The sequence below is a fragment of the Devosia neptuniae genome, from assembly GCF_025452235.1.
Classification (GTDB): Bacteria; Pseudomonadota; Alphaproteobacteria; order Rhizobiales; family Devosiaceae; genus Devosia.
Genome location: NZ_CP104965.1, coordinates 1,433,838 through 1,458,529 on the forward strand (window position 1 = coordinate 1,433,838; position 24,692 = coordinate 1,458,529).

The 24,692-nt window shown below is 63.3% G+C and carries 24 protein-coding genes and 1 tRNA gene; 11 read left to right on the forward strand and 14 right to left on the reverse strand.

The features are described from left to right. The first annotated feature begins 264 nt into the window (after window positions 1-264). A complete protein-coding gene (locus N8A98_RS09795; RefSeq protein WP_262171002.1) occupies window positions 265-552 on the forward strand; it encodes a GIY-YIG nuclease family protein in 288 nt (95 codons plus the stop codon). Window positions 553-1,415: 863 nt separating this feature from the next. Beyond that, on the forward strand, window positions 1,416-1,964 hold the full coding sequence (locus N8A98_RS09800; RefSeq protein ID WP_262171004.1) for a dihydrofolate reductase family protein: 549 nt from the start codon (window positions 1,416-1,418) through the stop codon (window positions 1,962-1,964). Here the strand turns inward: N8A98_RS09800 and N8A98_RS09805 are convergent. The 4 genes from N8A98_RS09805 to ppa all read right to left on the reverse strand — a co-directional run bounded on the left by N8A98_RS09805 (window position 1,946) and on the right by ppa (window position 4,839). After that, window positions 1,946-2,176 (reverse strand): hypothetical protein, encoded by a 231-nt coding sequence (locus N8A98_RS09805; protein ID WP_262171006.1) that lies wholly within the window; start codon window positions 2,174-2,176, stop codon window positions 1,946-1,948. The genes N8A98_RS09800 and N8A98_RS09805 overlap by 19 nt on opposite strands. Before the next feature lie 72 nt (window positions 2,177-2,248). Next, entirely contained in the window at window positions 2,249-2,854 is a 606-nt protein-coding gene (locus tag N8A98_RS09810) for a chloramphenicol phosphotransferase CPT family protein (protein ID WP_262171007.1), read from the reverse strand. Then, window positions 2,851-4,215 (reverse strand): serine hydrolase, encoded by a 1,365-nt coding sequence (locus N8A98_RS09815; RefSeq protein ID WP_262171009.1) that lies wholly within the window; start codon window positions 4,213-4,215, stop codon window positions 2,851-2,853. The genes N8A98_RS09810 and N8A98_RS09815 overlap by 4 nt, the downstream gene beginning before the upstream one ends. Window positions 4,216-4,305: 90 nt before the next feature. After that, window positions 4,306-4,839, reverse strand: a complete 534-nt coding sequence (gene ppa / locus N8A98_RS09820; protein WP_113123443.1) for an inorganic diphosphatase — start codon at window positions 4,837-4,839, stop codon at window positions 4,306-4,308. Window positions 4,840-4,981: 142 nt separating this feature from the next. Here ppa and N8A98_RS09825 point away from each other — a divergent pair, with 142 nt between their 5' ends. Then, window positions 4,982-5,527 carry a hypothetical protein gene (locus tag N8A98_RS09825; protein WP_262171011.1) on the forward strand — a complete coding sequence of 182 codons (546 nt, stop codon included), beginning with the start codon at window positions 4,982-4,984 and terminating at the stop codon, window positions 5,525-5,527. Between the two features lies 1 nt (window position 5,528). Here the strand turns inward: N8A98_RS09825 and N8A98_RS09830 are convergent, their stop codons facing one another. After that, window positions 5,529-5,969 carry a tellurite resistance TerB family protein gene (locus N8A98_RS09830; protein WP_262171013.1) on the reverse strand — a complete coding sequence of 147 codons (441 nt, stop codon included), beginning with the start codon at window positions 5,967-5,969 and terminating at the stop codon, window positions 5,529-5,531. A 231-nt stretch (window positions 5,970-6,200) separates the two neighbouring features. Between N8A98_RS09830 and N8A98_RS09835 the strand changes: the two genes are divergently transcribed. The 3 genes from N8A98_RS09835 to N8A98_RS09845 are packed head-to-tail and all read left to right on the forward strand — an operon-like array spanning window position 6,201 to window position 11,990. Then, window positions 6,201-7,010, forward strand: coding sequence for an ImuA family protein (locus N8A98_RS09835; RefSeq protein ID WP_262171015.1), 810 nt, complete (start codon window positions 6,201-6,203; stop codon window positions 7,008-7,010). Further along, window positions 6,895-8,550 (forward strand): Y-family DNA polymerase, encoded by a 1,656-nt coding sequence (locus N8A98_RS09840; RefSeq protein WP_262171016.1) that lies wholly within the window; start codon window positions 6,895-6,897, stop codon window positions 8,548-8,550. Before N8A98_RS09835 ends, N8A98_RS09840 begins: the two co-directional genes overlap by 116 nt. After that, window positions 8,547-11,990 carry an error-prone DNA polymerase gene (locus N8A98_RS09845; RefSeq protein ID WP_262171018.1) on the forward strand — a complete coding sequence of 1,148 codons (3,444 nt, stop codon included), beginning with the start codon at window positions 8,547-8,549 and terminating at the stop codon, window positions 11,988-11,990. The genes N8A98_RS09840 and N8A98_RS09845 overlap by 4 nt, the downstream gene beginning before the upstream one ends. A 109-nt stretch (window positions 11,991-12,099) precedes the next feature. On the opposite strand, the gene N8A98_RS09850 is transcribed toward N8A98_RS09845, so the two are convergent. Further along, a complete protein-coding gene (locus tag N8A98_RS09850; protein WP_262171019.1) occupies window positions 12,100-12,390 on the reverse strand; it encodes a 4a-hydroxytetrahydrobiopterin dehydratase in 291 nt (96 codons plus the stop codon). Between the two features lie 226 nt (window positions 12,391-12,616). Between N8A98_RS09850 and N8A98_RS09855 the strand changes: the two genes are divergently transcribed. Then, window positions 12,617-14,896: a putative bifunctional diguanylate cyclase/phosphodiesterase gene (locus N8A98_RS09855; protein ID WP_262171020.1), complete on the forward strand. Its 2,280-nt coding sequence runs from the start codon at window positions 12,617-12,619 to the stop codon at window positions 14,894-14,896. Window positions 14,897-14,909: 13 nt separating this feature from the next. Here N8A98_RS09855 and N8A98_RS09860 read toward each other — a convergent pair whose 3' ends face one another. The 6 genes from N8A98_RS09860 to hemC all read right to left on the reverse strand — a co-directional run bounded on the left by N8A98_RS09860 (window position 14,910) and on the right by hemC (window position 19,682). Beyond that, window positions 14,910-15,164 (reverse strand): hypothetical protein, encoded by a 255-nt coding sequence (locus N8A98_RS09860; protein ID WP_113123436.1) that lies wholly within the window; start codon window positions 15,162-15,164, stop codon window positions 14,910-14,912. An 82-nt stretch (window positions 15,165-15,246) separates the two neighbouring features. Further along, a tRNA-Thr gene (locus N8A98_RS09865) sits at window positions 15,247-15,322 on the reverse strand. 29 nt (window positions 15,323-15,351) lie between these two features. Then, window positions 15,352-16,728, reverse strand: coding sequence for a heme biosynthesis protein HemY (locus tag N8A98_RS09870; protein WP_262171023.1), 1,377 nt, complete (start codon window positions 16,726-16,728; stop codon window positions 15,352-15,354). Then, complete coding sequence (locus tag N8A98_RS09875; RefSeq protein WP_262171024.1) at window positions 16,725-17,984, reverse strand: COG4223 family protein; 1,260 nt, start codon at window positions 17,982-17,984, stop codon at window positions 16,725-16,727. Before N8A98_RS09875 ends, N8A98_RS09870 begins: the two co-directional genes overlap by 4 nt. A 28-nt stretch (window positions 17,985-18,012) precedes the next feature. Further along, window positions 18,013-18,768, reverse strand: a complete 756-nt coding sequence (locus N8A98_RS09880; protein WP_262171026.1) for a uroporphyrinogen-III synthase — start codon at window positions 18,766-18,768, stop codon at window positions 18,013-18,015. Further along, on the reverse strand, window positions 18,741-19,682 hold the full coding sequence (gene hemC, locus N8A98_RS09885; RefSeq protein ID WP_262171027.1) for a hydroxymethylbilane synthase: 942 nt from the start codon (window positions 19,680-19,682) through the stop codon (window positions 18,741-18,743). The genes N8A98_RS09880 and hemC overlap by 28 nt, the downstream gene beginning before the upstream one ends. Window positions 19,683-19,803: 121 nt before the next feature. Here hemC and tsaD point away from each other — a divergent pair, with 121 nt between their 5' ends. Genes tsaD through N8A98_RS09905 form a run of 4 tightly spaced genes read left to right on the forward strand, consistent with a single transcriptional unit; the run spans window position 19,804 to window position 22,571 of the window. Then, window positions 19,804-20,859, forward strand: coding sequence for a tRNA (adenosine(37)-N6)-threonylcarbamoyltransferase complex transferase subunit TsaD (tsaD, locus tag N8A98_RS09890; RefSeq protein ID WP_262171943.1), 1,056 nt, complete (start codon window positions 19,804-19,806; stop codon window positions 20,857-20,859). Continuing rightward, window positions 20,849-21,835, forward strand: coding sequence for an NAD(P)H-dependent glycerol-3-phosphate dehydrogenase (locus tag N8A98_RS09895; RefSeq protein WP_262171029.1), 987 nt, complete (start codon window positions 20,849-20,851; stop codon window positions 21,833-21,835). The genes tsaD and N8A98_RS09895 overlap by 11 nt, the downstream gene beginning before the upstream one ends. A gap of 3 nt (window positions 21,836-21,838) precedes the next feature. Next, window positions 21,839-22,132, forward strand: a complete 294-nt coding sequence (locus N8A98_RS09900; RefSeq protein ID WP_262171030.1) for a YciI family protein — start codon at window positions 21,839-21,841, stop codon at window positions 22,130-22,132. A gap of 4 nt (window positions 22,133-22,136) precedes the next feature. Continuing rightward, window positions 22,137-22,571 (forward strand): EVE domain-containing protein, encoded by a 435-nt coding sequence (locus tag N8A98_RS09905; RefSeq protein WP_262171032.1) that lies wholly within the window; start codon window positions 22,137-22,139, stop codon window positions 22,569-22,571. Window positions 22,572-22,682: 111 nt separating this feature from the next. On the opposite strand, the gene N8A98_RS09910 is transcribed toward N8A98_RS09905, so the two are convergent. Together N8A98_RS09910 and ftsY are read right to left on the reverse strand one after the other, a co-directional pair. Then, entirely contained in the window at window positions 22,683-23,333 is a 651-nt protein-coding gene (locus tag N8A98_RS09910; protein ID WP_262171034.1) for a septation protein A, read from the reverse strand. A 106-nt stretch (window positions 23,334-23,439) separates the two neighbouring features. After that, window positions 23,440-24,684 carry a signal recognition particle-docking protein FtsY gene (gene ftsY / locus N8A98_RS09915; protein ID WP_262171035.1) on the reverse strand — a complete coding sequence of 415 codons (1,245 nt, stop codon included), beginning with the start codon at window positions 24,682-24,684 and terminating at the stop codon, window positions 23,440-23,442. Window positions 24,685-24,692 lie beyond the last annotated feature (8 nt).

The following is a 24,692-nucleotide window of genomic DNA, read 5'->3' on the forward strand; positions in this document are numbered from 1 at the left end:
AGGTTTCAAAACGTCGCCACCGGGCTAGCCCGGTGGCAGGTGTTTTGTAGCGCAATGATTGCCGACATGGTCACGAGGGGGCGAACCGGAGGGGATCGGCGGCCGCTGCTGACTTTACGCTTTCGATTTCAACTACGCCCGTTCAATACACAAAATGTGGTGCGATGGGCTTTGCAGCAGGTCGAATAGGCCCCGAAGTTGGAAGAACCCACCGGCCGTCATCCTCGGGCTTGACCCGAGGACACTATACTTCAAGATGCCGACATGGGCTTCTACATCTACATCCTTGCCGACATGCGGCGCGGGCGCACTTATATTGGCGTCACCAATAACCTTGTGCGTCGTGTCTACGAACATCGGGAAAGTTTAGCCGAAGGGTACACCAAGGCCAACAGCATCAAACGGCTAGTCTATTTCGAAGAGTTTGGCGAGATTAGTATGGCGATCCAGCGTGAGACCTCATTGAAGCGCTGGTATAGAAGCTGGAAGATCGAGCTGATTGAGAAGAGCAATCCGGACTGGCGTGATCTCTGGGACGAGATCGTCAAGTGAAGAGCCCTCGGGTCAGGCCCGAGGGTGACACGGGGTGGGGTCGGGCTATCAGCTCTCTGTCTCGGCCCGTTCAACTTACCCTCAAATCAACGGCAAGAAACCGAAAGTGCGGCGGCGCCGGCCCGCTGCATTTTTAGCCCGGACCGCGGCGGAATGACACCGCCATCGGTTGAGCCCCCCGGGATTCATCCCCAATCCCTCCTCCCCACAATTCTCCCTCGGGCTCGACCCGAGGCCACTCGTCGCTTGTGCCAGATTGGGAAAAGGCCCGCGGGTCAGGCCCGAGGGAGAGACGCGGTGATGTTGGGAGCAATGGTGGCTTGCACTAACTCGGCCCCCACCCACGGTGTCATTCCCGCGAAAGCGGGAACCTCCGTTTCGGGGTGCTGAAGAAAGCAAACAGAGGTCCCCGCTTTCGCGGGGATGACATTGTGGTTGGCGACAGCGAAGAGCTCACCTATCCCTCTTATCCCCACCCCCAAATCCTCCCGCATACTCCCTCCATCTTCCGGGATACGGGCGGCGCTGCAGCGACGAGCGTCCGGGAGCCAGCCGGGGGAGGGGAGGTCGCGCTCCGCTTCGGGTCGAGCGGACGAGGCAATCGGGCGGGCGCTACGGCAAACGCTGGGGTCTGCGATCGCGCCGTCCGAAAAAGTCCCGGCACCCCGAGACGGTTTCCGTCTCATTTTTAATCCTCACGAGGCGAAGGCCGTCTCGGGGTCCGTCCGTCCATTCGATAACCGCACCAGGCGGCGCTTCCGCACGCCCGAAATTTCGCGCGCCCCGTCGAAACCGCCGCATGCCGTTCGTCGTGATAGCGAAGGGTGGCCAGCTTGGCCGCCGGCACAGGGAAAGAAAACATCATGCGTAAACTGACAGCCGGGCTGTTTCATTCGGTCGATGGAATCGTGGAAGCTCCCAATCTCTGGCAATTCGATGCGTTCGACGCTGAACTGGGCCAATTGCTCGGCAGCGTCATGGGCAAGGTCGATACAGTACTAATGGGCCGGGTGGGGTACGAGGAATGGGCCGGCTTTTGGCCCCAATCCACTCAGGATGGCGATTTTGGCAATTTCATCAATGGCGTGCCCAAGCATGTCGCCTCGCGCACGCTCAAGGGGCCGCTCGACTGGAGCAATGCCAGCCTGATCGAGGGCGAGCTGTTCGATTTCGTCCGCGCGCTCAAGGCGCAGGAGGGCGGCGAGATCAGCGCCATGGCCGGCATTTCGCTGGTGCGGCAGCTGCTGTTTGCCGGCCTGCTCGATGAATTGACGCTGATCACCCATCCGGTGATTGCCGGCACGGGCCGGCATCTGTTCGAGCCGGGCGATCCGACGACGCGGCTTACCCTGGCGGACAGCACCATCACGTCCAAGGGCAATATCGTGCAGACCTATCGCCTGCGCGCCTGATCTCCGGCCGGGTCAGCCAGCATTCTGCGCTGGCCCGCACGCCGGTTCCACCACAGCAAGGCCACGCCCGCCACGGCCATCAACAGGCCCACGACCAGCCATTGATTGCGGCCCGACATGGCGCTTCCGGTCAGTACATTGGCGCCTTGCAGCACCCAGACCGCGCCGATCACCAGCAAGACAATGCCGACGGCATTTCGCAACATGCTCATTGTATCGGCCCTCCTTCCGCAGGCGAGGGTGCGCCTGTGACGAGGCCGCGGCAAATCACGTTGTCGGGCGGCTCACGTCCCCGCCAGCACCTCGAAGGCGCTCGGCCGCTTCGGCGTCGCCAGCGCTTCGGCAATCACTGCCACGCAATCGTCGGGCGACATTGCCCCGCTATCGACGCTCACGTCATAAATCCCCGGCACATGCACGGCTTCCTGCCAGCGCAGCACCGGGGCGGGCACGCTATCGCCGCCCACATAAAGCCCGCTCTGCGGATCGGCATTGCGCCGCGCCATGATCACCTCGATGGGGCAATGCACCCCCACAAACAGCACCGGCAATCCCGCCAGCAGCCGCGCACATTGCGGCAGGATGCCCAGGGGCCGCGAGTAATCATCATGATGCCCAAGATCGGCAACCACATCAAAACCCTGCAGCGCATGAGCGGCGATGGCGCCATAGAGCGCCAGATAAAGCGGGGTCACATTAGGCTCGAGATCGGGCCGCTCGCCACCGGGCCGCAGTCCGATGCCGGGCAACAGGTCGGGCGGCAAGGTCTTGTTCTGCGCATCGACGCCCAGATTGATCCAGCGCCCGCGCAGGTGCTGCTGCATGGCCGCCGCGATCGAGGATTTGCCCGCCCGCGGCGTGCCATTGAGAATAACGATCCGGCCGCTCACAGCTTGCGCCCCGCAATGTCCTGCCCGTTCTGATGCAGCACCAGCCCGCTCACCTTCCCGTCGGCATCGCGCTCAAAACTGATCTGGGCATCGACATCACCGGAGAAGAAAGTCGTCTCCGATTCCGGGAACACTTCCAGTCGCCCTTGCCCCGAAGCCTGCACGAACAGCCGGCCATTTTCCGTCGTCACGCTGAGGTTGAATTCGGGGCCCAGCTGATATTCCCCGACATAATCGGGCAGCACGGCCGGATCGATCTCGACCTGCTGGCGCGGCGTGGGCTGCGGCGCCAGCGGCAGGCTGGGATCGAGCAGGTGAAAGCCGATATCCTCAATGCCGGTCTGGCTCACCTGATTGGCCAGCACCACGACGCCCTTGCCACTTGCCCGGTCATAGCCGGCAAAGCCGTTGAAGCCCCCGGTAATGCCATTGTGCCAGACAATCTCGCCGCCGGGATGCTTGAGGATCATCCAGCCCAGCCCGATGCTCATATTGGGCGAACCGGCCGGACGGGTTCTGGTCAGCATCAGCTCGAATGCCGGCTTGAGCGCCGTGTCGGTCTGCCCGCTCGCTGCGGCAATAAATTTGGCCATGTCGGCCGCCGTCGAGCGATAGGCGCCGGCCGGGGCAAACACATCGAAATCCCAATGCGGCACAGCCTCGCCCATCCGGTTGTGGCCGCTGGCAAAGCGCGCCGCATCCGTCGGCATGAGCGTGGTGTCAGCCATGCCCAGCGGGGTCAAAATCCGCTCCTCGACCAGTTCGGCATAGGGCTTTTCCGCCACATGGCTGATCGCCTGGCCCAGCAGGGCGATGCCGACATTGGAATACTCATATTGCGTACCCGGCGCCCGCGGCAGATCGTAGGCGGAAAGGAACGCTGCCAGATTGTCGGCTGTGTAGGCCACATAGGGATTGGCCGGATCGGCCAGCGCCAGTTCGGGCGGAATCGGTGGCAGGCCCGAACTCTGCGTCGCCAGATCGAACAGACTTATCGCCTTGCCCTGATAATCGGGCAGTGCCGTGCCCGCCGGCAGATAATCGGCCACCGGCTTGTCGAGGTCCATCTTTCCGTCCAGCACCAATTGGGCCAGCAGCAGATTGGTGAAGATCTTGGTGATCGAGCCGATCTCGAAAATGGTGTTTTCATCAACCGGCGCGCCATCGGCGGCGAGCATACCATGCGCGACAAAGCTGGTTTCCGTGCCATCGACCAGGCCCACGGCAATACCGACACCCTGTTTGTCGCTGTCGATGCGCTGGCTCAGAATCTGCGCAATATCGGGAGAAGACTGCTCCTGCGCGGCGGCCATGCTGGTGCCCAGGCCAATCGCCAAAAGCGTTGCACATACAGTTTTCATCGAGCCCTCCGCTGGTTACGGCCCGACATGCCGCATGGATTGGGCGAGGATATGACGGGGGCAACGAGGCCCCCGTCTCAGTGCCAAAGCCTATTTCTGCGTCTTGGCCAGTTCGATCGAATCCAGGATCACCTTGCGCGCATCGGCCAGATTGCCGATCCGGTCGATCTTGGCCCATTTGCCGGGCTCGAGATCCTTGTAATGGGTGAAGAAGTGCTTGACCCGCTCGAGCTGGATTTCGGGGAAATCCTCGATATCGAGGATATTGTCATACATGCGGGTGAGCTTGGAAACCGGCACGGCGATGATCTTTTCGTCCTGGCCGCCATCGTCTTCCATGAACAGCACGCCGACCGGGCGGGAGCGCACCACGGCGCCGGGCACCAGGGGACGCGAATTCATCACGATGACGTCGAGCGGGTCGCCATCGCCACACAAAGTATGGGGCACGAAGCCGTAATTGCCGGGATAGCGCATGGGCGTATAGAGGAAACGATCGACGAAGAGGGCGCCCGAAGCCTTATCGATCTCATACTTGATCGGCTCGCCGCCCAGGGGGACTTCGATGATGACATTGAGGTCGTCGGGCGGGTTCTTGCCGATTGGGATCGCGTCGATATTCATGTGCGTTCAAGGTCCGTTCATCGAGGGGGACGAAATTGGGGCTTTTGTTGCCTAGAACGGGCCGCAAAAGCAAGCCAGTTTGGCTGCATCCTGTTTGTTCCCGTTGCTCGCGGCAAAAACTTGACCCCGGAAGGAAAATGCCATGAAGCCGATTTTGCTGGGCGCCTGCCTGCCATTGCTCCTCGCGGCGCCTGCTCATGCCGCCTTCAACAGCGCCTATACCGATCTGGATCTCAACCAATGCCTGGTGCTCGATTCCGACGATTTCGGCACCCAATGGTCCTGCCCCGGCTACAAGGGCTATCCCATGCTGGTCAGCGAGGGCGATCTGCGCTTTTCCATTCGCTATGGCTTCAATATCGACAAGGAACCGCGCGGCCAAACCCTCGGGCCGTTCAACGAACTGGGGCCAAAGCTGGAATGGCGCCTGTCCAATGCCTCCGGCCGCTGGCTGCCGATTGCTACGATCGTGCGCTATCACACGGCCGATCCCGAAAGCGGGGAAAACAAGGGCCAGGTGCTGGTGGTGACCCAGCTTGCCGAGGGCAATAGCTGCCACATCGCCTATATCGATGCCCTGGCCAATGACAATGCCAATGAGCTGGCACGCGAGGCCGCCGACACATCCGGCACATTCGATTGCGCCAAGGACGAAATCGAGACGATCGGGGAATTCAAGGCCTGGTAGGCTAGGCCTGTTCGGCCTTGCCGATCTGGTTGCGCAATATGGTGCGGTCGCGGCTCGAGACGCCGATCAATTCGGCGACGCGCCAGACCATGTTGTCTTCCAGTTCGTGATTCTTGCTGTCGGCAAACACCACCATCCACATCATGCGGATGATCTCGATGCGGTCTTCGGCTTCGAGCGAAGACAGGGCCGAGGTGAATTTATAGAAATCGACGGCCTCGGCATCGCGCAAGGCGGCCTGTTCCATCAACTGGTCCACCGCGGCTTCATCCAGGCTATAATAATCCATCAGCGCGCCCTTGATCGCCCGGCGTTCCGCTTCATTGGCCTGCCCATCGACCGAGGCCAGATGCACCAGCAAAGCCGCGACGGCCAGCTTGGGATCGTGATCGGAAAGCGCGTTTTCCGGCTTGTTGAACAGGCGGGTAATGGCCTCGAACATGGCATGGCCTCCTCTGGGGGCGCGGCGATAAAACGGGTGCGCGCCGGAAGGCAGGCCCCAAACAGATAGCAGGCCTTGGGATTCTCTCAATGGCCGGGGCGTCCGGGTCACGCGGTCTTGACCGGCATTGATGCAGTCCCGCCACAGCCCATTCCAACAAAAAGGACTCGACTCTGCCGCCAAACGGAGTCTAATTGTTCCTGTTTTGTTCACAACAGAAAGGTCGGCTCCATGAGCTTGCCTGATCGACAACAGCGCCTTGCCGCGCTGCGCGACACTATTGCCGATATCGAGCGCAAACCGGTGCTGGCCGATCGGCGCACCATGCTGGCCGCCGAGCCGGGCGAAGGGTTTCCGCGCCTGGCGGGTGGATTGCTGCAGGAGATTTTCACCGATGAGCGGCGCAATAGCGGCGCCGCGCTCGGCTTTGCCCTGGCCCAGGCCAAAAGCCTGCTCAGCGAAAAACGCCTCGCCGTCATCTATCTGCAATTGAGCAAACATGCCCAGGAAATGGGCCTGCCCTATGGGCCGGGCCTCGCCAATTTCGGCTTTGATCCCGCTTCCCTGATCCTGGTGCGCCCCACCACTATGGTGGAACTGCTCTGGGCCGCCGAGGAGGCCCTGGCCTGCAAGGCCGTCGCCGCCGTCATCGCCGATATCGCCGACCACCCCAAAATCCTCGACTTCACCGCCAGCCGCCGCCTGAGTATGCGGGCGGCCAGTGCGGGCACCTCGTTTCTGCTTCTGCGCTACGGCACAGGAAGAGAGGCCAGCGCGGCGCATCTGCGCTGGCTTCTCACCCCCATGCTCAGCGCCCGCAAACGCTTCGATCATCTTGCCCCCGGCCCGCTGCGCTGGCGGGTGCAATTGGAGAAGGGGGTGCTGCTCACCCAGCAAACCGAATGGCTTCTAGGCTGGACGCAAAATGGATTCACAACGCTTAACGCTGCAAATGGGGCTGCAAACCGGCATGCTGCCGACGCGCCGCTTCCTCGTGCTGTTCCTGCCCACCTGGCCCACGGATTATCTGAAACGGCGTGACAGCAAGCTCGCCGGCCCAATGGCGCTGTATGAGCGCATCAAGGGCGGCCTGCGGCTTGCCGTCATTGATGCCGCAGCCGGCCGGGCGGGGCTGAGCGTGGGGCAAAACCTGGCCGATGCCCGCGCCATGGTGCCGGGCCTCACGGTTCTTGAACTCGACCGACCCCTGCTTGAAGCCGCCTTCGCCGATTTTGCCGATTGGCATTCCAATGCCAGCCCGCTGGTCGCGGTGATGAGCGATGTCACTTCCTATGGCGATCTGGTGCTCGACATTACCGGGGTCGCCCATCTGTTTGGCGGCGAGCGGGCCATGCTGCGCATGCTGCTGACCCGGCTGCGCGAACTTGGCTATGCCGTCTCCGGCGCCATTGCGCCCACCATCGGGGCGGCCTGGGCCGTCAGCCATTTTGCCCGCAGCCAGGTGGTGGAACCCCCCGATCTCGATTCTGTGCTCGATACCCTGCCTGCCGCCGCCCTGCGGCTCGACGCGGCCCAGATTGCCGGGCTCACCCAGATGGGGCTCAAGAGTATCGGCCAATTGCGGACCCGCGAGCGCAAGCCGCTACAGGCCAGGTTCGGGGCAAGCCTGTTGCTGCGGCTCGATCAGGCTTGTGGGCAGATCGAAGAGCGCATGACGCCGCGCCTGCCCCCGGCCGAGCGCTATGCCGAACGCCGTTTCGCCGACCCGATCGGGTTGATGGACGATGTGCTGATGACCGCCCATGACCTGGCCATCCAATTGGCCATTCGCCTTGAAACCGAAGGGCTGGGCGGGCAGGCCTTTCATCTTTTCCTCTATCGCGTCGATCATCAGGTGATGACCCTCTCGGTCAATTCGGCCCGGCTCAGCCGCGACCCCGAACACATTACCAAGCTCTTCACCAACCGTTCGGAACGGCTGGAAGGCGCCTATGATGCCGGCTTTGGCATCGACATGATCCGGCTGGCGGTAAGCTCGGTGGGCGAGCTCGATGCGGCGCAATTGGGGGTCTTTACCCAGCGCGATGTGACCGAGGATCTCGACCAGCTGCATGACCGGATGAGCAGCCGGCTGGGACCCATGGCGGTGCTGCGCACGCAATTTCAGGCCAGTCACATTCCCGAACGCGCCGCGCGCCTTGTACCGGCCATTGCCCATGGCAAAAGTGAAACTGACCCCCGGCCCGATATCGTCCGGCCGCTGCGCCTGCTGCCGGCGCCCGAAGCCATTCTCATCAATGCCGAAGTGCCCGATGGCCTGCCCGCCTCCATGATCTGGCGGCGGGTCAGCTACAAGCTGATCAAGGCCTCCGGCCCCGAACGGCTGGGCGCCGAATGGTGGCGCAGCGGCCAGCGGTTGCAATTGGTGCCGCAGGACGTGCCCAAAAAGGGTGAGCAGAAGCCCTATATTCCCGACCTCGCGCTGTTTGCTCCTGATGCGGTGACGCGCGATTATTATGTCGCCGAGGATGCCGACGGCCACCGCTTCTGGATTTACCGGCAAGGGCTCGATCCGACCCAGAGCAAAATTGGCTGGTATCTGCATGGGATTTTCTCATGAGCCAGATCGTCCAACTGCCGCAAACCGAGCGGCCCCGTCCCCGCGCCCGACCGAAGCCTGCCGCCTTTGCCGAACTGGTCTCGACCAGCAATTTCTCCTTCCTCCATAGCGGCTCCCACCCCGAAGAACTGGTGAACGCCGCCATCCATCTGGGGCATACCGGGTTTGGCCTGACCGATCGCAACAGCTTTGCCGGGGTGGTGCGTGGCTATGTCGTGGCCCGCGATCTCAAGGACACCCATCCCGAGTTCCGCTATCTGGTCGGCGTGCGGCTCTGCTTTGCCGATGGCACGCCCGATATCATCGCCTATCCCAGCAATCGGCTCGCCTATGGCCGGCTCTGCAAGCTGCTGACCGTGGCCAATCAACGCGGCGAAAAGGGCAAGCCAATACTCTATTTCGCCGATCTGTTCGGCTCCGGCGGCCCCGGCTCGGCCATTGAACAGGGGCCGACGGAAAATTACGCGCAGGGCCAGCTTTTCATCCTCATCCCCGATGAGAATGATTGGGGGCGTACCGAACAGGTGCTGGAACAGCTGACCACGCTGGCGCGTGGCCGCATCTGGGTTGCCGGTTCGGTGCGTTTCGATGGTCATGACCGGGCACGGCTTAACCGCATCAACGAGCTCGGCAAGCGCCATGGCGCGCCCATGCTGGCCAGCAATGACGTGCGCTACCACCAGCCAGACCGGCGCATGGTGCAGGATGTGGTGACCTGCATCCGCGAACATCTGACCCTCGAAACCGCCGGCTGGCACCTGGCCGCCAATGCCGAGCGGCATCTCAAGCCGGCCCAGGAAATGGCCCGCCTCTTTGCTGAACATTCCAATGCCATCACTGAAACGCAGCGCTTCATCGCCCACATCGATTTTTCGCTCGATCAGCTCAAATACAATTACCCCGAAGAAACCATTGGCGATGGCGAAACCGCGCAACAGACATTGGAGCGGCTGACCTGGGCGGGAGCGGAGAAGCGCTATCCCAACGGACTGTCGGACAAGCTCAAACGCTCGATCTGGACCGAACTTTGCCTCATCGCCTATAAGGGCTATGCCGCCTATTTCCTGACCGTGCATGACATCGTCATGTATGCCCGCTACCAGCGCAAGATCATGTGCCAAGGGCGCGGATCGGCGGCCAATTCCACGGTTTGTTTCTGCCTCGAGATCACCGCGGTCAATCCGGAAGATGCCAATCTGGTGTTTGGCCGCTTCATCTCCACCGAGCGCGACGAGCCGCCCGATATCGATGTCGATTTCGAGCACGAGCGGCGCGAGGAGGTGATGCAATATGTCTACCAAAAATATGGCGGCAAGCGCACCGGCCTGACGGCCAATGTCATCTCCTATCGCTCCAAAAGCGCCATTCGCGAAACGGCCAAAGTGTTTGGCGTCTCCGACGACACGATCAACGCCTTTAACCAGCTCCATTGGGGCTGGGGCTCCAGTCTCGATCTGGCCGGGGTCACGGCCATCGGGCTCAATCCGGACGATCCGGTGCTGGCGCAGATGTTCGAAGTGGTCAAAGTGCTGCGCGGCTTTCCGCGCCATCTGAGCCAGCATGTCGGCGGTTTCGTCATCACGAGGGATTCGCTGGAAAGCCTGGTTCCCATCGGCAAATCGGCCATGGAAAGCCGCAATATCATCGAATGGAACAAGGACGATATCGACGCTTTGGCCATTCTCAAGGTCGATGTGCTGGCTTTGGGCATGCTCTCCTGCCTGCGGCGCGGCTTCGAGCTGATGAAGGTGCATTACCAGCAGGACATCGAGCTCACCCAATTGCTGGCCGAGGAAAAAGGCCGGGGCCCGTTTTCCAAGGATCGTGTCTACGCCATGACGCACCGCGCCGATACGATTGGGGTGTTCCAGATCGAAAGCCGGGCGCAGATGTCGATGCTGCCCCGGCTCAGGCCGGTTGAATTCTACGATCTCGTCATCGAGGTCGCCATTGTCCGGCCTGGCCCGATCCAGGGCGGCATGGTGCATCCCTATCTCAAGCGCCGCGATGGCACCGAGCCGTGGTCACCCAAGCCGGGCGACCAGCTGGATGAAGTGCTGGAGCGCACGAAAGGCATACCCCTGTTTCAGGAACAGGCCATGCAGATGGCCATTGTCGGGGCCGGTTTCTCGGCAGGAGAGGCCGACCAGCTGCGACGCGCTATGGCGGCTTGGCGGCGAACCGGCAAGATCGAGATTTTCGAGAAGCGCTTCCTCGACGGTATGACCGGCAATCGCTATCCCCTCGAATTTGCCCAGCGCTGCTTCGCCCAGATCAAGGGCTTTGCGGAATACGGTTTCCCTGAGAGCCATGCGGCCTCGTTCGCGCTGCTGGTCTATGCCTCCTGCTGGCTCAAATGCCATTATCCCGATGTCTTCGCGACTGCCCTGCTCAATAGCCAACCCATGGGATTTTACGCACCCAGCCAGATCATCCGCGATGCCATCGAACATGGGGTGGAGGTCCGCCCGGTCGATGTGAACCTGTCCGATCTCGAATGCGTGCTGGAAGATGGCAGCCACCCTGCCAAGGACCATCTATGGCCACAGCATGCCGATATGCGGGACGACATCCACTCGACCAAAGCCATTCGGCTGGGCCTTACCCATGCGATTGGCCTAGCGGAGGCCGATATCAACCTCATCGTTGCCCGCCGGGGCGCTGGCTATGATTCCGTCCGCGATCTATGGCTGCGCACCCAGATTCCCATCGCCGCCCTCGAAAAACTCGCGCGGGCCGATGCCTTTGCTTCGCTTGGTTTGCCGCGGCGGGAGGCGCTTTGGGCGGTCAAGGGGCTGATCGGCACGCATGGCGCCGATACGCTGCCGCTGTTCGAAGCGGCGGGGCGGGTTGAGACGGCGCGGGATATCGAGGCCGACCTGCCCAAAATGCTGCCGGGCGAGGAGGTCATCCATGATTATTCGACGCTGTCATTTTCCCTCAAGGGGCATCCGCTGCAATTCATCCGGCCAATTCTGGATGCCCGCCGCACCACGCGGTCCGACCAGCTCAAGGACATCAAACCCGGTAGCCGGATCGAGGTGGCGGGGCTGGTGCTGGTGCGCCAGCGGCCGGGCACGGCGAGCGGAGTGATCTTTGCCACGCTCGAGGACGAGACCGGCATTGCCAATGTGGTGATCTGGCCAAAGGTGTTCGAAGCCAACCGCAAGACCATTCTGGGCGCCCGCATGCTGGCGGTGCGCGGCCAATTGCAGCGCGAAGGGCTGGTCATCCACATCATTGCCGAGCAATTGACCGATATGACCAGCCATTTGCTCGATCTCTCGCACGGCCAGGATATCGGCACCCGCATGCTGGCGCATGGTGACGAGGCTCGATCCGGCTCCCCACCGGGGCGCGACCGGCAAGCCCTGCTCGAGATCGAAAAAGCCCGGCGCGAGGCTTATGCCGCGCTACCGGGCGGACGGAATTTCCATTAGCGGAAGGGGAATCGAACCAATTTCGGGAGCCACAATCTGCCTCAATCCCCACAAGGGGGGAACCGGATCGGGGCTCTCCCGCTATCATAAACCTGAATGTCTAACGACCCTAAGCCATGATCTTGTCGATGGTCTGGGCCAAAGCGATATCCTTCTCCGTCAGCCCGCCGGCGTCGTGGGTCGAAAGCGTGATGGTGACGCTATTATAGCTATTGGACCAATCGGGGTGGTGGCCGGCCTTCTCGGCGGCAAGGGCCGCGCGGGTCATGAAGGCGAAGGCCTCGGAAAAATCCTTGAACTTGAAGGCGTGGCTGATCGCCCCGGCGGCATCGTCATAGACCCAGCCATTGAGCGTTTTGAGGCCATCCTCGCGCGCCTTGCCCACCAGCTTTTCGACCATGTCCCTACTCCTCTTTCCCGTTATTGCCATCAGTTTAAAAGGCCAAAGCGACACTTCCAAGGCGATGGCCTGGCCACATTCGTTAAAGCCTTGTTCACCTTTCTCAACGGAAAGTAAGCGGCGCCAGATCCCCATAAGGCGCCGGCAAGGCGATCTTAATGCCTCAGGCGCCTCATATCGGCCCGACATATGGGGATAGCAGGTGCTTACCTCGGCCCGAAAATCGATGCCGGCGCTCGATTACGTGTCCATCATCCGCTCCGTCTATGGCGACAGGCGGGCGATGCTTTTGGGCACCTTTACGGCTGCCCTCGCCGCCGCCCTCACCGCCCACAGCGCCAGCTCGCCCGCCCTGGCCCTGGTCACCCTCGCCTTCGTCAGCATCGGGCTGTTCCGCTATGCCGATATGCGGGCCTTCTGGCGGGCTTCCATTGACAGCGACGATGCGGCCGCGGCCGAATATTGGGAAAACCGGGCTGTGCTCAGCGGCGGGCTATTGGCGCTGGTCTATGGCATCTGGTGCTTTGTTTCGATGGCCGTGGTGCGGGATCCGTTTGCCGCCATGGCCAGCGCCGCGCTCTCGATTGCGGCAATGGTGGGCATTTGCGCGCGCAATTTCGGGCTCGACCGGCTGGTGACCATTCAATTGGTGCTGGTCACCGTGCCGCTGGCGGCCGGCTATGCGCTGCATGGCGGCGGCTATTATATCGTGCTGGCTGGGCTGCTGGGCGTGATGCTGTCGAGCTTTCGCAAGCTGGCGGGCGACATTCGCGCCATCCTGCTCAGCGCCGTGCATGGGCGGATCGAAGCGTCCCGGCTGGCAGCCGAACTCGACATGGCCATGAGCACGCTCGAACACGGGCTGTGCATGCTGGACGAGGCTGGCGTGGTCTGCGTGGTCAATGAGCGGGCCGTCCGGCTGTTTGCCCGGCTTGGCGCGCCCAAGCTGATGGGTAATTCCTTCGCCGCCACGCTGACTGACATGGGTGCAAATGGCCATTTGCCCCGCATGGCGGTGGATCGTCTGCTCGACCTGATCACCAGGCGGCAATCGGGCAAGGTGCTGCTCAGCCTGCCCGCGGGGCTCTATTATGAGGTTACGGTCAGCGCCCGGCTGGAGCGCTGCGTGCTGCTGCTCGAAGATATCAGCTCCCGCGTCAGTTCCGAGGAGCGCATCCATTTCATGGCGCGCCATGATGCGCTGACCGGGCTGCCCAACCGCACCTATTTCGGCGAATTGGCCGCCGAACATATCGCGAGCCGCCGCTCGAGCCTGGATGGCGGGGTGGGGGCGTTGATGATCATCGATGTCGATGACTTCAAGCATGTCAACGACACGTTCGGCCATATTGTGGGCGATCACCTGCTGCGGCAGGTCGCGCAAAGGCTGCGCGCTACCGTGCCGGTGGACGCCATCCTGGCGCGGCTGGGGGGTGATGAATTCGTCGTCTATCGCGGCGCTATTGCCGATACGGCGCAGGCCAATAGCGACGCCCAGGCATTGCTCGAAGCCTTTGCGACCCCATTCGAGCTCGATGGCATGGTGCTGCAGGCCAATGTCAGCATTGGCCTGGTCACCAGCGGCAATGCCGATGATGGGCTCGACGATCTGATGACCAAGGCCGATCTGGCGCTCTATTCGGCCAAGGGCGATGGCAAGGCCAGGAGCCAGATTTTCCACGCGCAGATGGATATCGACTATCATTACCGCCAGCGGCTCAAGGCCGATCTGCGCGAGGCGGTGCAGCATGGCGGATTGACCCTGACCTTCCAGCCGCTGGTCGATATCGCCACCCGCAAGGTGGTGGCCTGCGAAGCGCTGGCGCGCTGGGATCACCCCGAACTGGGCCTTGTCGCGCCCTCAACCTTTATTCCACTGGCCGAAGAAATGGGGCTGATTTCCCAGATTACCGAATGGGTGATCGGCACGGCGATCGCGCAGTGCAGTGCCTGGCCGGGGGCGGTGAGCGTCGCGGTCAATATTTCGGCGCGCGATTTCCGCGGCGTCGACCTGATGGCCGTGATCGAAGAGGCGCTGGCGCGCTGCGGGCTGGCGCCGTCACGGCTTGAGATCGAGGTTACCGAAACGGCGGTGATCGAAGAGCATGACATCGCCAAGCGCCTGCTGACCGCGCTGGCGGCCAAGGGCGTGGCGATTGCGCTTGATGATTTCGGCACCGGCTATTCGTCGCTGAGCTATCTGCATGCGCTGCCTTTCACCAAGCTCAAGATCGACCGCTCCTTCGTGGCCGATATCGCGAGCGATGAAAAATCGCTGCAGCTGCTGGCCAATGTGGCGCGGTTGGGACGCGATCTCGACCTGATCGTCGTGGCCGAGGGCGTCGAGACCGAAGCCCAGCTCGATATGGTGCTCGAACACACAAAGGTGCAGCAGGTGCAGGGCTATTTCTTCAGCCGTCCGCTACCGGCGCGCGACATTGCCGAGTTGATCGGACGGCTCAATGCACCGCGGCGCTTAGTTCAGGCCAATCGCCGGCACGGCTAGGCTGGCGAAAATATCAGTCCATGTCCGGCACATCGCCATGCTGAAACAGCACGACGGGATCGCCGAATTCGCCATTGACCAGATCGGCCGAGCGCGACCAGGCAATCACCCCGGCATGCTTGCCGGCAAGATCGCGGCCGGTGCGCATAGCGGTGGATTCGTCGCGCATTTCGCGCGCTTCAAAGGCGGGAAACAGCTCGCCATCTTCACCCTTGTCGAAGGCCAGCAGCACGATGAGCTTGGTCGGCAGGGGGGTCTTTTCGGTCATCTGCGCTGTCCTTTGGGTCGGCATGTCGCAATGGCCTCTGCAAGAGAGGACAGCGCCCGGCCCGTGATGAAAGAGAGAATTATGGTGCCGCTTAGGTGACTCGAACACCTGACCCCATCATTACGAATGATGTGCTCTACCAACTGAGCTAAAGCGGCCCGTCCGCCGCAGCGGAACGCTGGGTCTTTTACGTTGGGTTTTCTGCCGGTGCAAGAGGCAAGGCGGGGTCGGCACCAGGCAATTGCAAACCGGCTGGCGCGGCCGGTTGCACGGCCCGCCCGGTCAGTGCCACGGGCACCTTCCATTCAAAGGCATCGAGCCGTCCGGTGACCGGCGAGATGGGCTCCCATTCATCGCTCACGAGGCCATCGGCCGTCCAGGCCGGATCACGCGGCGCCCGCACCGCCCGGGCCAGCCATTCGCGGGACTTGCCTTGGTCGCCCGATTGGCCTTCCTCGATTTCGGCCATGAGGCTGGCGACACCCTGGGTGGCATCGGCCCCGACAAAGGGTTCCAGCGCCTTGCGCGCCAGCGGCCAGTCATAGGCATCGATCGCCGCACGAGCCAATGCCATGCCGGCGGCACGATGCGGCGGCGGCGTCTCGATGATTTCGCCCAGCCGCTTGAGCCGGTCGATCGCCGAGGCGCCGGGCTGGGCATGAGCATAGAGTGCGGCGATATCGGGGTGGCCGGTGGAGCGCCAGATGCGCCGCAACAGGCTCATCGCCTTGCGCGTCTCGCCGCGATTGATGTGGATGCGCGCGGCGATCAGGGCCGCCGGCACGAAATCGGGCAGCAGCTTGAGCGCGGTCAGTGCATGGTCGAGCGCCGAAAGCGGCGCACTGGTCTCGGCTTCGCGGGCGCGGGCAGTTTCGATCACGGCCTGGCGGCGGCGCTTGGCGGCGCGCGCCTCGCGGCTACTGACGGCTTCAGCATTGACCATGGCGACGGCCTCGGCCCATTGGCCGCGCCTGGTCAGGTCGTCGAACACCGCTTCAGCCGCCCAGCCGCTGGCCGGCGCCAATGTCAGCGCCTTGCGCGCAAAGGTCAGCGCGGCCTCGGGGCGATGCTGCGCGCGGGCCTGGTCGTAAAGACCGGTCAGTGCGGCCACGGCGGTTTTCTCGCTGGCGATCAGGGCGCGATAATGCTCGCGGGCCGCCGACATATCGCCCAAAGCAAGATCGGCGCGGGCCTCGAGCAGGCGCGCTGCCGCATTGGCCGGCAGGCGGGATTGTGCCTCGCGCGCCAGCGCACGGGCACGGGCCGGGTCGCCGGCCTGCAGCGCAACAATGGCGTCGGACAGGGCTTCGACACCCTGTTCCCGGCGCTTTTCGCGATTGCGGCGGGCCATGGCGCGCGGCGCCGTCAACACGCGGCGGATCAGCGACCAGACGAAAATGATGACCAGCGCCACGATGAGGAACATGACAATGGCCGCGCCCAGCCGGGGCTGCATGCGATAATTGGCTACTTCCAGCGTCAAGGTGCCCGGCAGGGCGATCATCCAGGCGGCCAGCGCCGCGACGACCAGGCTGCCGATGATCCAGGAGGCGAGCCGGATCATGGGCGAACCTCGCCGGCCAGCGCCTGGGCGCGCAATTGTTCAAGGAAACCGGCCGCTTCCGCCTGCGTTGCCACCAGAGCCGGAACATCGCCCGCCGCGCTCAACATGGGCGCGGGCAGACTATCGAACAGGATCTTTGCACCGGCAAAATCCCGTCGTGCAATCGCCCCTTCGAGCCGCGAGGCAATGGCATCGGGCGAATCGCCCTCCATCTCGCCGGTCGGTCGCAGGGCAATGGCCGAGCGGAACCAGTCCACCGCGCCATCCTGCCAGCCGGCAGCCGGATCGGCAGGCCGTCCCGCCAGGATTGCCGGCAGCACATCGGCAAAGCGCTGCGCGATGACGTCAGGGCGTGGCAGGCCGCTCGCTGCCGCATTGGCAATGCTGGTCGGGATCGCTGCATCCGGCACGGCAGCGCGCAGGGCGGCCAATTCGGTTTCATAAGGCCGGCCGGTCGAAAAGGCTGATTCGAAGCCCGATAGAATCAGTGGCAATTGCAGCACCGCGCCGATATCGGCGGGTTGTCCCGCCAGGGTGGCCGTGGTCTGGCTCACCGTGGTGTCGAGATTGCGCAGATTGGCCTCGGCGCTGCCCAGCCGGGCACCCAGTTCATCAAGCCGCGTCGTCAGGCCCGCCAATTCGGTGCGTAGCCCCTCCACAGCTGCCGTATCGCCGGGCGCAGCAGGGGCATTTGCCAAAGTGTCGATGCGCTGGGTCAGGGCTGAAATCTCGGTCTGGATCGGGGCGAGATCGACCGGTTCGGCGCTGGAGCTTGCCGGTCCATTGCTTTCGAGCCCGGCCACACGCCGCGTCAGCGTCGCCAATTCCGATTGGGTCGTATTGGTCACCGTTTCGAGTTCGGGAATAGCGCTGGCAAATTGGGCCAGCCGCGGATCGGCAGCAGGCGCCGGGGCAGGCGTGGTTGGCCACAGGCCGAACCAGGCCAGACCATAGGCGGCAGCAAGACCGAGGACGCCGCCAGCGATGGCGGGCAACACGGGTGAGCTGGCACGAGGCGGCGGCGGAGCACTGGCGCTCGGTTTGGGCGTCTCGCGAACACTCTCGGCAGCCGGCTTGTCGGCAGCCTCGCGCGGCGGCTCGGGCTTTTTGGCACCAGCCCCGGTCTCGCGCGCCTGCAAATCGAGCACAGGCGGCCGGACCGGGCCGGATTTCGCCGGTTCGGGCTTGGCTACAGCCGGATTGTCGGCTGCTTTGCCTTGGGTCGCTTTGGGGTCGTTGCCCTTTGGGTCGGCCATGCGCGGACTCCTTGGTTCTTGGTGCCGATCATGGCCCAGTTTGCTCGCGGGCAAAAGCCAGTGCGAGCGTCATCATGCCATCTTCATCGGGCCGGTCGGCCAGGCTAATGCGATTGAAGTGATTTTCCAGCAAGGGCTCGGCCACCGCTTCCGACATGGCGAGCATGGCAATGGCGCTGCGCCGGCCCCGGTCGAGCCGGCCAGCCAGCCGGGCAAAAATCTCGGCAGTGCGGCGCGAATAGACCAGCACGGCGCCAATGGAACCATCGACAAGGCCAGTCAAAGCCTCTTCCGGCAGGCTATCCAGCGCCACCATTTCATAAAGCCGCGCCGTGGCCACCATCACTCCAAACGGCGCCAGCGCCTTGCCCAGATCGCCGCTCTGATGCTTGCCCGCCGGATAGAAGACCGGCCCGCTCAACCGCGCCCGGGCAATCAGATTGACCAGATCGGCAAAGGCGCCTTCGGCACTGGTCACCTCGGCAAAGCCATGTTCGCGCGCTTCAAACGCCGTCCGGTCGCCTACGGCGAAAACCGGCAAATGCCGATATTGTTCGACCAGCCCCCGATCGGCCAGCGAACGCACGCCATTGGCGCTGGTCAGCACCATGGCGGCAAAGCCCTCCGGTGGCGGCACGCTGCTGTCGAGCGTCTGGCGCACCATGACCGGGGCCGCAACAGCCTCAATCCCCAAAGCTGAAAGTTTGAGCACGCTCGATTGCGCATCCGGTTCCGGGCGGGTGACCAGCATTGCCGTCATGTAGCAGCCCATTGCGCCAGCCATTCGGTGCCGGCCTGGGCGATCAGATCGTCACCGACCTGTTTGCCCAGCGCCAAAGGATCGGTCCCGGTCGCAGCGCTGTCAAAAGCAGTTTTGCCATCAAGGCTCAATATCTGCCCCTTCAGCGTCAAAGTGCCGCCCTCAAGCCGGCTCAGCGCGCCTACCGGCGTGCGGCAGGAGCCGTCCAGCACGGCCAGCATGGCCCGTTCGGCAGAGATCGCCGTATGGGTCGGGGCATGATCGAGCACGGCGACGAGATCAGCTATCCGCGTGTCGTCCGGACGCACGGCAATGCCGATAGCCCCCTGGGCTGGTGCCGGCATGAAGATTTCGGGATCGAGTAAAGCCGTCGCCCGATGCCCCTCGCCCAGTCGATTGAGCCCGGCCACCGCCAGCATGGTCGCGTCGGCCACGCCATCGAGCAGCTTTTGCAGCCGCGTGCCGACATTGCCACGGAACGGCACGATTTCGAGATCAGGCCGCTGGCGCAAAACCTGCGCGGCCCGGCGGATGGAGGAGGTGCCGAATTTCGCATTTTTGGGCAGATGATCGAGACTCTGCACCCTCACCGACATAAAGGCGTCCCGCACATCCTCGCGCTCAAGGAAAGCCGCCAGCGCAATGCCCTCGGGCAGGCTTGTGGCCACATCCTTGGAGGAATGCACCCCGATATCGACCACGCCAGCCAGCATGGCCTCGTCGATTTCCTTGGTGAACAGGCCCTTGCCGCCGATTTCGATCAGGCTGGCATTGCTCGCCTGGCTGCGGTCACCGCCGGTAGAAATCACCTGAATGGCGATGTCATCCTCGGGTACGCCATGCGCCTCTGACAACAACTTCCGCACCAGCCGCGCCTGTGCCAGTGCCAGCGGGCTACCGCGTGTTCCGATCCGGGCGAAGGGGGCTGACGATTGCAATCTCTTGGCGTCCTATAGTAGGCAAAGGCTCGACTTTACGTCGCATCGTTCTGGCGGAAATTTTCCGCGCGATGCTTCAGGGAGTAACCACTTCGTCGTGACCCGGCAAGCGCAAGCCACCATTCTAGGCATAGAGACCAGCTGCGACGAAACTGCGGCCTCCATAGTCGTGCGCGATTCCGCGGGCAAGGCGGTGATTCGTTCCAATGTGGTGCGCAGCCAGCTCGATGAACATGCCGCTTTCGGTGGCGTCGTGCCCGAGCTCGCCGCCCGCGCCCATGTCACCTATCTCGACCATATCATCGCCCAGGCCTGCCGCGAGGCCGGACTTGCACTGGGTGATGTCGACGCCATCGCCGCCACTGCCGGGCCCGGCCTGATCGGCGGCGTGCTGGTGGGCCTCACCACCGCCAAGGCGCTGGCCGCCGCGCTCGGCAAACCCTTGATCGCGGTCAATCATCTCGAAGCGCATGCGCTCACAGCGCGGCTGACCGATGGCGTGCAATTCCCCTATCTGATGCTGCTGGTTTCGGGCGGGCATAGCCAATTCGTGCTGGTGCGCGGCGTCGGGAACTATGAGCGCTGGGGCACCACGATCGACGACGCTTTGGGCGAAGCTTTCGACAAGGTCGCCAAGCTCCTCACTCTGGGCCATCCCGGCGGCCCCGCCGTGGAAGCCATTGCCAAATCGGGCGATCCCAAGCGGTTCAAATTTCCCCGCCCGCTACTGCGCGAAGCAAGGCTCGATTTTTCCTTCTCCGGCCTCAAGACCGCTGTGCGGCTGCAAGCCGAAGCACTGGCGCCGCTATCGGACCAGGACGTGGCCGATATCGCAGCCTGCTTTCAGGCGGCCGTTGCCGAGGTTGTCTCCGTCCGCGCCGGGCAAGCATTGGCGCGCTTCAAGGCCGAATTGCCGGAGCATACGCCGCAGCTTGTCGTCGCCGGCGGCGTCGCGGCCAATCGCACCATTGCGGCAGCGCTCGACAAAGCCTGCACCGCGGCCGGTGCCACGCTGATCGTGCCGCCGATTGCCCTCTGCACCGATAATGGCGCCATGGTGGCCTGGGCCGGCGCCGAGCGCTTTGCCTTGGGCGCCACCGATCACCTCGATTTCACCGCCCGCCCCCGTTGGCCGCTCGATCTGCCAGACATGAAGGTCGTGCCCGATGCTGCTTGAAACCGTCAGCGTCATCGGTGGCGGCGCCTGGGGCACCGCTTTGGCCCAGGCCGCGGCCATGGCCGGGCGCAGCGTCTCGCTGGTGGCGCGGGACGCAGCGCAGGTCAACGAGATCAACACCAGCCACACCAATGCCCGCTATCTCGGCTCGCAAGAGCTGCATCACAACATCACCGCTTCGACCGAGGCCGGTCCCGCCGACATCATCATTCTCGCCGTGCCAGCCCAAGCCAGCCGCGCCGCACTGGGCGCCATTCCGCCCGATCTGCTGGTAGGCAAGCCGGTGATCCTGTCGGCCAAGGGGCTCGAGACCGGCACGCTCGACCGCCAGAGCGAAATTCTGTTCGACATGGCGCCTGAGGCCATTCCCTTCGTACTCTCCGGCCCCAGCTTTGCCGCCGATGTCGCCGCCGGTCGCCCAACGGCGGTGACGCTAGCCGGCGATGACGCAACGCAAACCTCAGCGCTGGCCTTGGCCCTGGCCGGCCCCAGCTTCCGCCCCTATGCCGCCGATGACCGTATCGGCGTCGAAGTCGCCGGGGCGCTGAAAAATGTCTATGCCCTGGCCTGTGGCGCGGTGGAAGGCGCCGATCTCGGCGCTTCGGCCCGCTCGGCCCTGATTGCCCGCGCCTATGCCGAAATGGCCCGCATGGTCACCGCCATGGGCGGCTCGGCCACCACGCTGACCGGCCTTGCCGGGCTCGGCGATCTGACGCTGACCTGCACGTCGGTGCAGTCGCGCAATTATCAGTTCGGCATGGCGCTGGGGCGCGGCCAAACGGTGGAAGAGATCATTGCCGGAGGCGCCAAGCTGGCCGAGGGCGTCGCGACGACCCCGGTCGCCGATGCGCTGGCCAAAAGCCTTGGGGTCGATGCGCCGCTGGTGCATGCCGTCGAGGCTGTACTCAGCGGCAATGCCGATATTGCCACAGTGGTGGCGGGGCTGATGTCCCGCCCGCTCAAACGCGAGGATTAGTCGATGCTTTTTGCCATGATCGCCAAGGACAAGCCGGGTAGCGGCGAGCAGCGCACCGCCGTGCGCCCGGTGCATCTGGACCACCTCAACAGCCTGGGTGAAAAGCTGGTGCTGGCCGGCGCGCTGCTGAACGAGGCCGGGGCGCCCGAAGGCTCGCTCATGGTCATCGAGGCCGAAACCATCGAAGCTGCGACCGCCAGCTTCATGGCCGATCCCTTTATCGATGCCGGTATTTTTGCCAGCTACGAGATCAAGCCCTGGCGCCTGGCGATCAACAACATGACCAAAAAGGACTGACACCATGGCCTATTGGTTGATGAAGTCCGAGCCCGATGTCTTCTCCTTTGACGACATGGTGGCCAAGACCAAGCGCGGCGAGCCCGAGCAATGGCACGGCGTGCGCAATTACACGGCGCGCAACAATATGCGCGCCATGGCGCTGGGCGACCTGGCCTTTTTCTATCATTCCAATATCGGCAAGGAGATCGTGGGCATCATCAAGGTGATCGCGCTCGCCCATCCCGACAGCACCGCCGACCTCAATGACAAGGGTCAGGTGGTGTGGGAATGCGTCGATGTGGAAGCGGTCAAACCCCTGCCCAAGCCGGTCACCCTGGCCACCATCAAGGCGACGCCGGAGCTGGAAAACCTCGAACTGGTCAAGCTCTCGCGCCTCTCGGTCTCCAAGGTCAGCGACGCCGAATGGGACTTTATCTGCAAGATGGGCGGGCTCTGACGAAGAAACCTCATGGTGAGCTTGTCGAACCACGAGGTCGCTTGCGCTGAGCGTGCCACGACCTCGTCCTTCGACGGGCTCAGGATGAGGTCTACTGAAACGCTGTAGCGCCTAGCTTTCCACCACAATCGGCGGGACATGCTTGGGCTCGGGCGTGGCGGCATATTTGCTGAGCAGCGATACCTGGCTGATCGAGAAAATCACGGTCAGCGGCATGGTGGCCCACACCTTGAAGGCGACCCAGAGATCCGTCGCCGCCTTGGGGTCATTGGGGAAATAGGCATTGCCGCCGCGCCAGACTGCTTCGTTCAGAATGGCCAGCACAAAGAAGAAAATGCCCCAATTGAGCGTCAGCTTGCTCCAGCCTTCGGGCCGCAGCTTATAGACGTCGCCAAACACATATTTCAGCAGCGAATGGCCGAACAGCAAGCCGCCCAGCAGCACCGCGCCGAACAGCGAATTGGTGATGGTCGGCTTGATCTTGATGAAGGTATCGTCCTGCAGCCACAGCGTCAGCCCGCCGAACACCAGCACGACTGCGCCGGTCACCAGCGGCATGATGGCGATCTTCTTGAGGATCGCCCAGGTCAGCACCAGCGACACCACCATGGCGCCCATGAACCAGGCGGTGGCGACAAAGATATCGGCCCGCGCATTGGCGATGAAGAAGACGATCAGCGGACCGAGTTCGAGCCCCATCTTGATGAGCTGGGGACGCAGCTCGTCCCAATTGACCTCAGCTTCGGCGGTTTTTTCGGTCATGCGATTTTCGGTTCTTCAAGTTCGGCACTGCCGCAATGTGGGCGCAGGCGCGTAATGATGCAAGCCGGCGCTTAACCTGCCAGCGTGGTAAGATTGCGGCCAAGCCTCACTCGCGGCCGGCTATGGCGCGAGCAAAGTCGGCGGCGGCGAAGGGTTCGAGATCATCCACGCCTTCGCCCACGCCGATGAAATGCACCGGCAGGCCGAACTCCTTGGCAATGGCGACGAGGATGCCGCCGCGGGCCGTGCCGTCCAGTTTGGTCATCACCAGCCCGGTGACACCGGCCCGCTGGCCAAAGACTTCGGCCTGCCGCATGGCGTTCTGGCCGGTGGTGGCGTCCAGCGTCAAAAGCGTGGCGTGGGGCGCGGACGGGTCGACCTTCTTGATCACGCGGATGACTTTTTCGAGCTCGTTCATCAGCTCGTCGCGGTTCTGCAATCGGCCGGCCGTGTCGATGATCAAAATATCGCGACTTTCGGCCTGCGCCTGGGTCATGGCATCGAACGCGAGGCCTGAAGCATCCGAACCGGCCGGCCGGGCGATCACCGGCGCGCCGGTGCGCTGACCCCAGATCTGCAATTGCTCGATGGCGGCGGCGCGGAACGTATCGCCGGCCGCCAGCATGACGGACTTGCCTTCGGCGGCAAATTTCTGCGCCAGCTTGCCGATCGTCGTGGTCTTGCCCGAACCATTGACGCCGATCATCAGAATGACGAAGGGTTTTTGGCCGGGATCGATCACCAGCGGACGCGCCACGGGGCCCAGCACCTTTTCCACCTCGGCAGCCAGCACGGCGCGCACATCTTCGCCGGTGATATCCTTGTCGAAGCGGTCGCGGCGCAGCGTTTCGGTGATGGCGGTGGCCGTCTCGATGCCCAGATCGGCCTGGATCAGCACATCTTCCAGCTCATCCAGCGTTGCCGCATCCAGCTTGCGTTTGGTGAACACCGAAGTGATCGAGCCGCTGAGCTGATCGGAGGAGCGCTTCAGGCCCGAAGCCAGCCGGGCAAACCAGCCCTGCACTGGTGCCTGGGGCACGACAGGTGGCGCCACGATATCGCGCTCGGCGCTGGCCGTCTCCTCGACATCTTCAAGATAGTCAGGCGTCGTCTCGGGCGGGCCGGGGGGCGGGATTTCCTCGGGTTGCGGCGCCGGCACAGGTTCGGGTTCCGGCGCGGGGACCGGCGGCACCGGTTCGGCTGGCGTGGGAACGGGATCGATCGACGGCGGGACTTCCCGAGGCGGCTCGACCGGAACCTCCTGCGGCGGTGGCACGGGTTGCGGCGCGGCCGGCTGGCTGATTTCGCCACCGAACAATCGCTTGAAAAATCCCGGCTTCTTGTCGGTCATGCATTCGC